Annotated in this window: 11 protein-coding genes; 7 read left to right on the top strand and 4 right to left on the bottom strand. The window is 63.7% G+C overall.

Features of this window, described 5'->3' with window-relative positions:
- The first annotated feature begins 96 nt into the window (after window positions 1-96).
- Complete coding sequence (locus DFO48_RS05420; RefSeq protein WP_003058826.1) at window positions 97-786, top strand: YafY family protein; 690 nt, start codon at window positions 97-99, stop codon at window positions 784-786.
- Between the two features lie 93 nt (window positions 787-879).
- The gene (locus DFO48_RS05415) at window positions 880-1,536 is read left to right on the top strand and encodes a glutathione S-transferase family protein (protein WP_003058827.1); all 657 of its coding nucleotides are present in this window, start codon (window positions 880-882) and stop codon (window positions 1,534-1,536) included.
- Between the two features lie 72 nt (window positions 1,537-1,608).
- On the opposite strand, the gene DFO48_RS05410 is transcribed toward DFO48_RS05415, so the two are convergent.
- Window positions 1,609-2,358 (bottom strand): SDR family NAD(P)-dependent oxidoreductase, encoded by a 750-nt coding sequence (locus tag DFO48_RS05410; RefSeq protein ID WP_003074221.1) that lies wholly within the window; start codon window positions 2,356-2,358, stop codon window positions 1,609-1,611.
- A 175-nt stretch (window positions 2,359-2,533) separates the two neighbouring features.
- Here DFO48_RS05410 and gspF point away from each other — a divergent pair, with 175 nt between their 5' ends.
- The 4 genes from gspF to DFO48_RS05390 all read left to right on the top strand — a co-directional run bounded on the left by gspF (window position 2,534) and on the right by DFO48_RS05390 (window position 6,609).
- Entirely contained in the window at window positions 2,534-3,757 is a 1,224-nt protein-coding gene (gspF, locus tag DFO48_RS05405) for a type II secretion system inner membrane protein GspF (RefSeq protein ID WP_114862793.1), read from the top strand.
- A gap of 131 nt (window positions 3,758-3,888) precedes the next feature.
- A complete protein-coding gene (locus DFO48_RS05400; protein ID WP_003058831.1) occupies window positions 3,889-5,091 on the top strand; it encodes an ammonium transporter in 1,203 nt (400 codons plus the stop codon).
- Between the two features lie 61 nt (window positions 5,092-5,152).
- Window positions 5,153-6,070 carry a 5'-nucleotidase gene (locus tag DFO48_RS05395; protein ID WP_003074223.1) on the top strand — a complete coding sequence of 306 codons (918 nt, stop codon included), beginning with the start codon at window positions 5,153-5,155 and terminating at the stop codon, window positions 6,068-6,070.
- A 71-nt stretch (window positions 6,071-6,141) separates the two neighbouring features.
- Entirely contained in the window at window positions 6,142-6,609 is a 468-nt protein-coding gene (locus tag DFO48_RS05390) for an EF-hand domain-containing protein (RefSeq protein WP_114862792.1), read from the top strand.
- A 66-nt stretch (window positions 6,610-6,675) separates the two neighbouring features.
- Here the strand turns inward: DFO48_RS05390 and DFO48_RS05385 are convergent, their stop codons facing one another.
- The 3 genes from DFO48_RS05385 to DFO48_RS05375 form a co-directional block, all read right to left on the bottom strand.
- Complete coding sequence (locus DFO48_RS05385; protein WP_003058834.1) at window positions 6,676-7,113, bottom strand: hypothetical protein; 438 nt, start codon at window positions 7,111-7,113, stop codon at window positions 6,676-6,678.
- A 206-nt stretch (window positions 7,114-7,319) separates the two neighbouring features.
- Entirely contained in the window at window positions 7,320-7,811 is a 492-nt protein-coding gene (locus DFO48_RS05380) for a DUF1854 domain-containing protein (protein ID WP_003058835.1), read from the bottom strand.
- Window positions 7,808-10,105 (bottom strand): ABC transporter ATP-binding protein, encoded by a 2,298-nt coding sequence (locus DFO48_RS05375; RefSeq protein ID WP_003058836.1) that lies wholly within the window; start codon window positions 10,103-10,105, stop codon window positions 7,808-7,810. The genes DFO48_RS05380 and DFO48_RS05375 overlap by 4 nt, the downstream gene beginning before the upstream one ends.
- A gap of 224 nt (window positions 10,106-10,329) precedes the next feature.
- Between DFO48_RS05375 and cphA the strand changes: the two genes are divergently transcribed.
- Window positions 10,330-12,510 (top strand): cyanophycin synthetase, encoded by a 2,181-nt coding sequence (gene cphA / locus DFO48_RS05370; protein WP_003074234.1) that lies wholly within the window; start codon window positions 10,330-10,332, stop codon window positions 12,508-12,510.
- The last annotated feature ends 57 nt before the right edge of the window (window positions 12,511-12,567 follow it).

Raw genomic sequence — 12,567 nt, 5'->3', positions numbered from 1 at the left:
TGTGCGGCAGGAGGAAGCTCAGGGATAGCGACAGACCGGCGTCCCGGCATGAGAGCATGCCAAACTCCTGCGTCGTTCACCTCTCGAATTTCGCCCATGAGCCGTTCCGCCCGTCTGCTGCAATTGCTGGATACGCTGCGCCGCGCCCGTCAGCCGCAGACCGGGCCCGAGCTGGCCCAGGCGCTGGGCGTCAGCCTGCGCACGCTGTACCGCGACATCGCAACCTTGCGCACTCAGGGTGCCGACATTCTGGGCGACCCCGGCATAGGCTTCGAGATGCGGCCCGGCTTTTTGCTGCCGCCCCTGATGTTCAACGCCGACGAGCTGGAGGCGCTGCTGCTGGGCGCACGCTGGGCCAGCCTGCAGGCCGATCCGCAACTGGCCCAGGCTGCCACCGCCGCCATGGACCGCATCCGTTCGGCACTGCCACTGGAGCTGCGCATCGCCGTCGACACCAGCGGCCTGCTGGTTCCCAATATGCAGAACGACCCGCCGGCCGAGCCGTGGCAGGCGGCGCTGCGCCGCGCCATCCGTGCCGAACACAAGGTCGTGCTGCACTACCGTGACCAACATGGCGTGCCGAGCCAGCGCCGGATCTGGCCGTTTGCCATGGCCTACTTCGAGCGCAGCCGCGTGGTATCGGCATGGTGCGAATTGCGCCAGGCCTTTCGTCACTTTCGCGCCGACCGCGTGGATTCGCTGGAGGATCTGGGCGAACGCTATCCGCAAAGGCGCCAGGCACTGATACAGCGCTGGCTGGACGAAACCGGCTATACGCTGGATTGAACGGCGCTGCTGACAGAAACTGTCAGCCCCCGCTCCTACATTGGCTGCATGGCGTTTTTGCCATGTCACAACAGCCCGTCAAGGAGAGCCGCAATGTCCACATCTCACCAGCCCAAGCTGCGCTTTTTCAGCAACCCCAGATCACGCGCCCGCATGGTGCGCTGGATGCTGGAGGAATGCGGTGCCGACTATGAAACCGTTGAGCTGGAATTCGGACCTGAGATGAAGTCGCCCGAGTACCTGTCCATCAACCCCATGGGCAAGGTACCGGCGCTGCAGCATGGCGATGCCGTGATCACCGAGACCGGAGCCATCCTCGCCTATCTGGCCGAGCTTTTCCCCGAGAAACGACTGGCCCCGGTGATGGGCAGCCCGGAACGGGCCAGCTACTTTCGCTGGCTGTTCTTTGTCGCCGGGCCGGTGGAGGCCGTCACAACCGCCCGCAACGAAGGCTGGCTGCAATCGCAAACGCATCAGCAGGCCATGAGCGCAGGCTTTGGCCGCTTTGACGATGTGCTGAACACCTTGCTGCATGCGGTGGCCGGAAAACGCTATGTCTGCGGCGACCACTTCACGGCCGCCGATCTGTATCTGGCCAGCTACATCGGATGGAGCATGATGGACGGCAGCTTGCCCAAGCGGCCCGAATTCGAGGCCTATGCCACGCCGCTGCTGCAGCGTGCAGCCTCGGTGCGCGCCGACGAGATCGACGGCGATATGCAAGCCGCCGCCATGGCGCCGGTCGTTTAAAGGTTTTGGCCTGCAGCGATCGCCAGTCAGGCGCAGGGTCATCAAAACCTATAGCAAGCCGCTGCAGAGCACTCAGCGTGCCAGGTAGCCGCCGTCGACCGGGTAATAAGCGCCCGTCACAAACGACGCGCGGTCGCTGGCCAGCCAGGCCACCAGCTCGGCGATCTCCTCGGGCTGGCCCAGGCGTCCCATGGGGTGGGCCGCCACCAGCGCCGCATGCGTAGCCGGGTCCTGCTCCAGACCGCTGATCATAGGAGTGTGGATAAAGCCCGGCCCCACGGCATTGACGCGCACGCCCCTGGCCGAATATTCGAGCGCGGCGGCCTTGGTCAGGCCCAGCACGCCATGCTTGGCGGCCGTATAAGCTGCAGAGTTGGCAAAGCCCACGGCGCCGAGTATGGACGCCATGTTGATGATGGAGCCGCCACCGCCCTGCAGCATGGCGGCGATCTGGTATTTGCAGGCATAGAAGACGCCCGAGAGATTGACGCGCAGCACCTGCTCCCAGGCATCGAGTGGATAGTCGGCCGTGGGTGCACTGGCTCCGCCGATGCCGGCGTTGTTGCAGGCCACATCCAGGCGGCCGAAGTGGCGCATGGTCAAGGCCACCAGTGCTTCGTGATCCGCCGCGCTGCCGGCGTCGGCGCGCAGATACAGTGCCTCGGCGCCCAGCTCGCGCACCAGGGCTGCGCTCTCATGGCCCTGCTCCTCGTTGAGGTCGGCCAGCACCACGCGCGCGCCTTCCCTGGCCCATGTCAGCGCCACACAGCGGCCTATGCCGGACGCAGCTCCCGTCACCAATGCAACCTTGTCCTTGAGCATCGAAACCTCGCATTCTTGAATCGGCAGGCCATTGTGCCGACCCAGCCTGCGCCCGTCATGACCTGCCTCAAGTCTGCTGCGCGCTCTCCAATGCCGATGTGCTGACATCATTAGTCGCTACCATCCTGAGAACGTGTTTACGTTCTAACCCCTCACCTCTCAGATCGATTCGCGCATGCCCGCCTTTACCTTTGAAGCCCTGGATGCCCAGGGCCAGACCCGCAAGGGCACCCTGGAAGCCGACAACGCCCGTGCCGCGCGCAGCCAGCTGCGCAGCCAGGCCCTGGTGCCGCTGCAGGTCGAGCCCGTCGCCGCAGGCAAGGGCCAGGACCGCACCGGCGCTTCCGGATGGTTCACGCGCCCGGTCTTCAACTCCACCAGTCTGGCGGTATGGACGCGCCAGCTCTCGGGGCTGGTCAGCTCGGGCCTGCCCATAGAGCGCGCGCTGGCCGCGCTGGCCGAGGAAGCCGAGGACGAACGCCAGCATCAACTGGTTGCAGCGCTGAGGGCCGAAGTCAATGCCGGCTCCAGCTTTGCCAGGGCACTGGAGCAGCACCCACGCGAGTTTTCCGACATCTTCTGCGCCGTGATCGGTGCCGGCGAATCCAGCGGCAGCCTGGGCCCGGTGCTGGAAAACCTGGCCGACGACCTGGAGGCGCGCCAGGCCTTGCAGTCCAAGCTCATCGGCGCCTCGCTGTATCCGGCCATCGTGACTCTGGTGGCCATCGTCATCGTGGTCTTTCTGGTCAGCTATGTGGTGCCGCAGGTGGCCGGCGTGTTTGCCGGCACCAAGCGTGCGCTGCCGTTTCTCACCGTGGTCATGCTCGGCATCAGCGACTTTGTGCGCCACTACGGCTGGTTCATGCTGGCCGTGGTGCTGCTGGCTGCCGTGGGCCTTCGGCTGGCGCTCAGGAACGAGGCCTTTCGCGAGCGCTTCGATGCCCAGTGGCTGCGTCTGCCGCTCATAGGCCGGCTCTCGCGCAGCTATAACGCGGCGCGCTTTGCCGGCACGCTGGCCATGCTGGCCGGAGCGGGCGTACCCATTCTCAAGGCCCTGCAGGCCGCCGCCGAGACGCTGAACAACCGCGCCCTGCGCGCCGATGCCATGGATGCGCTGGTGCTGGTGCGCGAAGGTGCGCCACTGGCCTCGGCCCTGGCTCAGAAGAAGCGCTTTCCGGGCCTGGTTGCCATGTTCGCGCGGCTGGGCGAGCAGACGGGCCAGCTGTCGCTGATGCTGCAGCGTGCCGCCACCCAGCTGTCCACCGAGGTCCAGCGCCGTGCCATGCACCTGGCCACGATTCTGGAGCCCCTGCTGATCGTCGTCATGGGGCTGGTGGTCATGCTCATCGTGCTGGCCGTGCTCATGCCCATCATCCAGCTCAACCAGTTCGTCAAATAGGCCGGCCGCGCCCGCAACGGTGCGGAAGCGCCCACTCCAGCTTGGCGCAATTCTTGCTTTCTTTTAGTGCATTGCGGATTTTTTCCGCAATTTCGCACCAATAAATAGCAAATTTCAGCTGGAGCGTTTTCATGCAAGCACTAAAACAGGGCGCGGATGCCCTGTTCATTCTGATGGGCGCCGTCATGGTCCTGGCCATGCACGCCGGTTTCGCCTTCCTGGAACTGGGCACCGTGCGCCGCAAGAACCAGGTCAATGCCCTGGTCAAGATCCTGGTCGACTTCTCGGTCTCCACCGTGGTCTATTTCGCTCTCGGCTATGGCGTGGCCTACGGCACGCACTTTTTCGTGGGCGCCGAGCAGCTGGCGGCACTCAACGGCTACGGCCTGGTCAAGTTCTTCTTTCTGCTGACCTTTGCCGCTGCCATTCCCGCCATCATCTCGGGCGGCATTGCCGAGCGCGCCAAGTTCTGGCCCCAGCTGATCGCAACCGCCATGATCGTGGGCCTGATCTACCCCTTCTTCGAGGGCATTGCCTGGAACCAGCATTTCGGCGTGCAGGCCTGGATCAAGGCGCTGACCGGCGCCGAATTCCATGACTTTGCCGGCAGCGTGGTCGTGCACGCCGTGGGCGGCTGGATCGCCCTGGGAGCCGTGCTGCTGCTGGGCCCGCGCCGCAACCGTTACCGCCAGGGCGGAGCGATTGCCGCCACACCGCCCTCCAGCATCCCCTTTCTGGCCCTGGGCGCCTGGATTCTGATCGTGGGCTGGTTCGGCTTCAATGTGATGAGTGCCCAGAGTCTGGACAAGATCTCGGGTCTGGTTGCCGTGAACTCGCTGATGGCCATGGTGGGCGGCACGCTGGCCGCCCTGGCCGTGGGCAAAAACGACCCGGGTTTTGTGCACAACGGCCCGCTGGCCGGCCTGGTCGCGGTCTGCGCGGGCTCGGATCTGATGCATCCTCTGGGGGCACTGGTCGTGGGGGCTGCCGCCGGCGCCATCTTTGTATTCATGTTCACGCTGACGCAGAACAAATGGAAGATCGACGATGTGCTGGGCGTGTGGCCGCTGCACGGTCTGTGCGGCGCCTGGGGCGGCATTGCGGCCGGCATCTTCGGCACGCAGGCACTGGGCGGGCTTGGCGGCGTGCATCCGCTGGCCCAGCTCATAGGCACGCTGATGGGCGTGGCCTGGGCCGCGCTGGGCGGCCTGCTGGTCTATGGCCTGCTCAAGAAAACCATGGGACTGCGTCTGAGCCAGGAGCAGGAATTCGACGGCGCCGATCTGTCCATCCACCACATCAGTGCCACGCCCGAGCGCGAAGCCAACTGGTGAGGGAGCTTCGGCCTGCGTATCATCGGACCTTGTCTGCACATCCGCTCAAAGCCGTACCGCCATGGCCATGACCCTGAACGACAAGCTCGTCGTTGCCATCTCCTCGCGAGCCCTGTTCGATTTCGAGGAGGAAAACCGCCTCTTCGAAGACAGCGACCCCGCGAGCTATCTGCGCCTGCAGCGCGAGCGGCTGGACGTGCCTGCCGCACCGGGCGTGGCCTTCTCGCTGGTCAAGAAGCTGCTGGCCTTCAACACCGAGGGACAGCAGCATGTGGAGGTGGTGCTGCTCTCGCGCAACGACCCCGTCAGCGGCATGCGCGTCTTCCGCTCGGCCAAGGCCCACGGCCTGCACTCCATACAGCGCGGCGTGTTCACCCAGGGGCGCGACCCCTTCGGCTATCTGCGCCCGCTGGGAGCCCAGCTGTTTCTGTCTGCGAATGCCGATGACGTGACCCAGGCACTGCAGCTGGGCTACCCGGCCGCCCACGTGTTCACCGACTCCATGCGTGCCAGCAGCAGCCATCCGCGCGAGGTGCGCATCGCTTTCGACGGAGATGCCGTGCTGTTCTCCGACGAGGCCGAACGCATCTTCCAGGCCCAGGGCCTGGAGGCATTCCAGCAGCATGAGCTCGAAAAAGCCGCCCAGCCGCTGCCCGAAGGCCCGTTCAAGCCCCTGCTGGCCGCCCTGCACCGGCTGCAGCAGGCCGATGTGGCCGGCATGCGCGTGCGCACGGCCTTGGTCACGGCGCGCAGCGCCCCGGCCCATGAGCGCGCGCTCAATACGCTGATGGACTGGAAGATCGATGTCGATGAGGCCATGTTCCTCGGCGGACTGGCCAAGGGCGGTTTTCTGCGCGAGTTCGAGCCCGACTTCTTCTTCGACGACCAGACCGGCCATGTGCGCAATGCGGCCGGACATGTTCCCTCGGGCCATGTGCGCAGCGGCATTGCCCATGACAAGGCGGCGCTGCCTACGTAAAGCTTGGCAAAGTCCGGCAAGCGAATGCAAAACTTTGAAAGTGCTGCGGGCCGGAGCTTGAGAATGCCGTCATGGCCCTCATCTATATCGCTATGTCAAAAGCCAAGAACCACCCCATCGTCGCGCGCAGCAGCTCGGTCATGAAGACCGCCATGGGCGTGCTGCTGACCAGCGCCGTACTGCTGCTGCCCACGGTGCGCGCCGAGGAAACCGCCGGCGACAAGATGGGGGAAAGACAGGGAACCCAGCTCTCCAAGGGCGAGATCAAGGCCCAGCAACAGTTCAAGATGCTGGACTTCAATCAGGATGGCAAGCTCAGTCGCAAGGAAGTGGCCATCATCCCCAAGCTGGCCGCCGCCTTTGACGAAACCGACACCAACAAGGACGGCTTCGTCACCTATGAGGAAGTGCGCGCCTTTGCCGTCAAATACCGGGCAGCGCGTGAAAAGGCCAAGGCCGCCGAAGCCGTGGCGGCTGCGCCGGCCAAGGACGACACTTACAAATCAGAAGCAGATAGCGCTGACCCTGAAAGCAAATAAGGTATAAAGATAGCTGAATCGCTTGAATATCAAGCGTAATCAGCTATCAAAATCAAAGCAATCGCCTTACTTGGCGTTGCCGCTGCGCTTGACCCTGGGCTCGGAATAAGTCAGCGGCTCATTGCGCGCCGTCTGCTTGTTCTGCAGCAGATCTTCCGACTTGCTGGTTTCCTGCGCCTGCTCCACCGCCTGGGCGCTGGCGCGCCACATGGACTGGATGAACTCAATCAGCTGCTTGGAGATGGGCTCCTTGGGCGGCTCCTCGACCTCTTCCTTTTGCTTGACCTCCTCGGCCAGCGTCCAGTCGCGGTTCTCGGTATCGGGAGCCGAGGGCTTCTCGGGTTCGCGCACCGTGCGGCCCTCGCCGATCTTGTCAACCGACTCTGGGGCATTCACCGCATTCACGGGACGCACCGGTGCGGCGCCAGAGGCGCCTGTGGAATACAAATCAGCCCCCTGGGTACGCCAGGGCGTCTGTGTCCGGTCTAGAGGTGGAATTTGCATGGCTTGGCCCTCGGCAGTAAAAAGGTGCAGGCGGAAAATCAGCTATCTCGCCCTGTTATCGGCCACGCTTGAGAAAACTGTAGGATTATTTTCAATCCTGTTTTGATAGCTATTAGCCTATATATATCAAGCGTCACCCTGCAATTTGATACAAAAAAAGGGCCTCGCAATTATGCGAGGCCCTTGAGATCGTTGCGCTGCGCGGCTTACAGAAAGCGCTCCAGCAGCTTGCGCGAATGCCGGTCCAGCTTGCTGCTGTCGGGAATCCGGTACTGCACGCCATCCTGGCCGGTGATCTGCAGTCGGGTGCGACCGGCCAGCTTGCGGATGTCTTCCTCGGCCTTGAGCACCATCTGCGTCAGGCCGCGGTCCGTCTGCAGCTCCCAGGTGCTGGGGGTGGAAAAGCTGGAGACCTTGAGGATGCGCTCGATGGTCGGCACAAACTCCCGCACTGCCAGGTCCTGCTCGATCAGCTGACGATGCTCGGGCTGCAGGTCTGCCATGCGGGCCACCCACAACGCTTCCTTGCCATCGGCGGCGATCAGCGACAGCCCTTCGGCAGGCGCCGCGATGGGAAATGCACGCACGGGAACGACCGCTTCGTAGACCAGGCCGTTGCCCAGCGTCAGCACCAGACGGCCATGGGCGTTGCGCACCAGCTGCATGCCGTTCAGATTGGATTGGGGAGCTTCGATCATTGGGGTTCCTTGGTCTGCAACTTCAGGCCGGCCGCTTGCGCATCCTCTTCGGCACGGCGCGCCTGCGCGTCGTACAGACGGAAGTAATGGCCCTTGAGGTCCATCAGCTCATCGTGCGGGCCCACTTCGACGATCTCGCCACGATCCATGACCACCAGACGGTCGGCCTTGCGCAAGGTGGACAGACGGTGGGCAATGGCGATCGTGGTGCGACCCTGGACCAGATTGTCCAGCGCCTTCTGGATTTCCTTTTCGGTCTCGGTATCCACGGCCGAGGTGGCTTCGTCGAGGATCAGGATGCGCGGATCGATCAGCAGCGCACGCGCGATGGAGATGCGCTGGCGCTCGCCACCCGACAGGCCCTGGCCGCGCTCGCCGACCAGGGAGTCATAGCCGTGAGGCAGGCGCAGGATGAACTCGTGGGCATGGGCGGCACGTGCAGCAGCCACGATTTCCTCGCGCGTGGCGTCGGGCTTGCCGTAGGCGATGTTCTCGGCGATCGTGCCGAAGAACAAAAAGGGCTCCTGCAGCACCAGGCCGATATTGCTGCGGTAGTCGGACACGGACATGCGGCGCACATCCACACCGTCGAGCTGGATGGAGCCCTCGGAGACGTCGTAGAAACGGCAGATCAGATTGACCAGGGTGCTCTTGCCCGAGCCGCTGTGACCGACCAGGCCGATCATCTCGCCGGGCTTGATCTGCAGGTTCAGATGCTTGATGACGGCACGGCTGCCGTAGCGAAAGCCCACATCCTCCATGGTGATGGCGCCCTTGGCCTTGCCGGGCAGCTTCACGGGGTTGCTGGGCTCGGGCACATTGCTCACATGGTCGAGGATGTCGAAGATGCGCTTGGCACCGGCAGCAGCCTTCTGCGTGACCGAGACAATGCGGCTCATCGAATCCAGGCGGGTATAGAAACGGCCGATATAGGCGATGAATGCGGTCAGCACACCGACCGTGATGGAGCCGCCGGCCACCAGATAGATGCCGAAGCCCCAGACCACCAGAATGCCGACCTCGGTCAGCAGCGTCACCGTGGGAGTGAACAGCGACCAGGTCTTGTTGACCTTGTCGTTGGCCTGCAGATTGATCAGGTTGGCGTCGGCAAAGCGGTCTGCTTCACGCTTTTCCTGGGCGAAGGCCTTGACCACGCGGATACCGGGAATGGTGTCGGCCAGCACATTGGTCACCTCGGACCAGACGCGGTCTATCTTCTCGAAGCCGGTGCGCAGGCGGTCGCGCACGGTATGGATCATCCAGGCGATGAAAGGCAGCGGCACCAGCGTGACCAGCGCCAGCCAGGGGTTGATGGAGAACAAGATGGCCGATGTCATCACGATCATCAGCACATCGGTTGCAAAATCAAGTGCGTTGAGCGACAGAAACAGATTGATGCGATCGGTTTCGGCACCGATACGCGCCATCAGATCTCCCGTGCGCTTGCTGCCGTAGTAATCCACCGACAGGTTCAGCAAATGGTTGTAGGTGGTGGTGCGCAGATTGGAGCCTATGCGCTCGGACACCTTGGCCAGCACGAAAGTACGTCCCCAGCCCAATGCCCAGGCCAGCAGCGCCGACAGCAGCAGCATGCCCAGATAGAAGAAGACGAGATCCCGGTCGATTTTTTCACCGTTCTGGAACGGGATCAGGATCTTGTCCATCAGCGGGATGGTCAGATAAGGTGCCACCAACTGGGCCGCCGTGGTGGCCAGGGTCAGCAGGAAACCCAGCAGCAGCTGGCCCTGATAGGGCTTGGCAAAACGCCACAGGCGCAGCAGCACCCAGGTGGAGGTCTGGGGCGCCTGCTGGCGTGCGCAGGCAGGGCATTCTTCGGTATCGGGCGGCAGCACCGAGTGGCAGACCGGGCAATGCGCCACATCCTCTTCGCTGACCGCGCTGTAGACCTCCTGACGGGCAATACGCTCGCGCTGGCGGTCGAACTGCTGCATCAGCTGCAGCATGGCAGTCTGGTGCTTCAGGGTGATGAGCCAGTGCGCCAGACGCTCGCGAGGGTCATGCAGCTCCAGATTGCCCACACCGCCATGGTCCTGCAGGCGCAGGCTTTGATCTACCGCCAGGGACCATTCACGCCACTGCTGGGTCTTGGGATCGCAGGCCAGCAGACGCTCCTGGGTCAGGGCCAGCAGGCCGCTGCCGAACTGCAAATCCGCACTCAGGTCAACCGGGACGACGGCTAATACGTTTTCATGTTCAGCGAGTCTTGCTCGCAGCTCGCCCCCCAGGGGGCCGGCGAAGACTGCCGAGGCGTCCACAGTATGGTGATGTTGCATGTTGAGTTATTTTTCTCCGCCGATGGCGGCTCCAAGAGTCATGCGGGCAACCGTATCGCATGGTGAATATGGCTGCGCCTGACGTCCGATACACCCTGGTTAACGCGCGAACCTGCATTTAGGCTGACAAGCTTCACAATGCAGATTCTGGGCGCACAATGCCAACCTATCAGGGGCAGGAGTTTAAGAAAACCTGCTCTCCTCATTCCTATCCGCTGATCAACATGGCGAAATTCAACGACATCCAACTCTTGCGCACAACTTTCCTGCGTGGCCCCAGTGTCTGGACCTACCGCCCGGTACTGGAGGTCTGGCTGGATCTGGGAGAGCTGGAGGACTATCCGTCCAACAAGATTCCCGGCCTCAACGAGCGCCTGACCAGCTGGCTACCCGACCTGATCGAGCACACCTGTGGCGTCGGCGAGCGCGGTGGCTTCATCCAGCGCCTGGAAGGCGGCACCTGGATGGGCCATGTGATGGAGCATGTCATCATCGAGCTGCTGAACCTGGCCGGCATGCCCGCCGAGTTCGGTCAGACCCGCGAAATTTCCAGGCGCGGCGTGTACCGCATGGTGTTCCGCTGCCCCGAAGAGGCCGTGGCCCGCGTGGCGCTGGAATACGGGCACAAGCTGCTGATGGCGGCCATCAATGACGAGCCGTTCGACCTCAAGCCCGCCGTGCATGCCATCAAGACGGCCATCAACGACCGTTACCTGGGCCCCTCGACCGGCTGCATCGTCGATGCCGCCAGCGAGCGCCGCATCCCCCATATCCGCCTGAACGACGGCAATCTGGTGCAGCTCGGTTATGGCGCGGCACAGCGCCGCATCTGGACGGCAGAGTCCGACCAGACCAGCGCCATCGCCGAAGGCATTGCCCAGGACAAGGACTTCACCAAGCGCCTGCTGGCCGCCTGCGGCGTGCCCGTGCCCGAAGGCCAGATCGTGGCATCGCCCGAAGAAGCCTGGGAAGTGGCGCAGGACATCGGCTTTCCCGTGACCGTCAAGCCCTCGGACGGCAACCATGCCCGTGGCGTGACCCTGGAGCTGTCCAAGGAAGCGGACATCAAGGCCGCGTTTGCACTGGCGCAGCCCGAAGGCTCGGACGTGATCGTCGAAAAATTCATCGACGGCGTGGAGCACCGCCTGCTGGTCGTGGGCGGCAAGGTGGTGGCAGCCACCAAGGGCGAGACGGTTTCCGTCTATGGCAACGGCAATGCCACGCTGCGCGAGCTGGTGGAAGTGCTGAACCAGGACCCGCGCCGCGGTCCCGAGCAGGAATACCCACTGGACTGGATCAATCTGGAAGCCGGCGCCGTCAAGCTGGAACTCAATCGCCAGCATGTGACGCCCGACAGCGTGATTCCCCAGGGCCAGAGCGTGCTGCTGCAGCGCAACGGCAATATGGCCATCGACTGCCTGGACGACGTGCACCCCGACGTGGCTTACTACGCCGTGCTGGCCGCCAAGATCGTCGGCCTGGACATTGCCGGCATGGACATGATCCTCAAGGATGTCTCCAAGCCCATGCAGGGCCAGGGCGCGATTCTGGAAGTCAACGCCGGCCCCGGCCTGCTGATGCATCTCAAGCCCACCAGCGGCGCGCCGCGCCCCGTGGGCATGGCCATTGCCGACCATCTCTTCCCCCGCGAAGACGGTGCCGGCGCCGGTCGCATCCCCGTGGTCGGCATTGTGGGCACACGCAACAACGCCTTCATCTCGCGCCTGGTCGGCTGGCTGCTGCAGCTGTCGGGCAAGCTGACCGGTGTGGCCAGCGGCGAAGGCATGTTTCTCGCCAATCGCCAGACACAAAAAACCAATACCGCCAACTGGGCCGGCGCCCATCGCCTGCTGACCAACCGCCTGGCCGAAGCCGCCGTCATCCAGACCACGGCCCGTTCCATTCTGGAAGAAGGCCTGGCCTATGACCGCTGCCTGGTCGGCGTGGTCACCGACATGGACGGCTACGAGCAACTGGCCGATCACGATGTGCTGGAGCCCGGCCAGATGCGCCGCGTGATGCGCACCCAGATCGACGTGGTGCTGGACGAAGGTGCGGGCGTGCTCAACGCCGACCTGCCCGAAGTGGCCGATCTGGCCGAGCTGTGCGACGGCGAAGTCATTCTCTACGCCACCGGCGCCGACAATGAATTTGTCGCCGCCCACCGCGCCAACACCGAAGCCCGTCACGAAGGCGGCCGCGCCGTCTTCATCAAGGGCAGCAACGTGGTGCTGGCCACCGGCACCCAGGAACGCGTGCTGGGCACGCTGCAAGCGCTGTCCCTGGCCGGCGGCAAGCGCCCCGACACCAGCGCGCTGCTGGCTGCGATCGCCACCGCCTGGGCCCTGGACATCACGCCCGAGCTGATCGGCGCCGGCATCAAGACCTTTGAATACCAGGCCTGATTGCCTCATAAACGCTTCAACAGATATAGCTGCTGACGCTTATCAGATAAGCGTCAA

Origin of the sequence: Comamonas sp. AG1104 (genome assembly GCF_003350425.1) — a bacterium.
Lineage (GTDB): Bacteria > Pseudomonadota > Gammaproteobacteria > Burkholderiales > Burkholderiaceae_C > Comamonas > Comamonas testosteroni.
Note: the sequence above shows the minus strand (reverse complement) of the source record. Positions and strands in the feature narration are given on the sequence as shown.

Coding starts and splice junctions, on each gene's coding strand:
- DFO48_RS05420 (WP_003058826.1), top strand. CDS start 97: ATGAGCCGTTCCGCCCGTCTGCTGCAATTGCTGGATACGCTGCGCCGC.
- DFO48_RS05415 (WP_003058827.1), top strand. CDS start 880: ATGTCCACATCTCACCAGCCCAAGCTGCGCTTTTTCAGCAACCCCAGA.
- DFO48_RS05410 (WP_003074221.1), bottom strand. CDS start 2,358: ATGCTCAAGGACAAGGTTGCATTGGTGACGGGAGCTGCGTCCGGCATA.
- gspF (WP_114862793.1), top strand. CDS start 2,534: ATGCCCGCCTTTACCTTTGAAGCCCTGGATGCCCAGGGCCAGACCCGC.
- DFO48_RS05400 (WP_003058831.1), top strand. CDS start 3,889: ATGCAAGCACTAAAACAGGGCGCGGATGCCCTGTTCATTCTGATGGGC.
- DFO48_RS05395 (WP_003074223.1), top strand. CDS start 5,153: ATGGCCATGACCCTGAACGACAAGCTCGTCGTTGCCATCTCCTCGCGA.
- DFO48_RS05390 (WP_114862792.1), top strand. CDS start 6,142: ATGGCCCTCATCTATATCGCTATGTCAAAAGCCAAGAACCACCCCATC.
- DFO48_RS05385 (WP_003058834.1), bottom strand. CDS start 7,113: ATGCAAATTCCACCTCTAGACCGGACACAGACGCCCTGGCGTACCCAG.
- DFO48_RS05380 (WP_003058835.1), bottom strand. CDS start 7,811: ATGATCGAAGCTCCCCAATCCAATCTGAACGGCATGCAGCTGGTGCGC.
- DFO48_RS05375 (WP_003058836.1), bottom strand. CDS start 10,105: ATGCAACATCACCATACTGTGGACGCCTCGGCAGTCTTCGCCGGCCCC.
- cphA (WP_003074234.1), top strand. CDS start 10,330: ATGGCGAAATTCAACGACATCCAACTCTTGCGCACAACTTTCCTGCGT.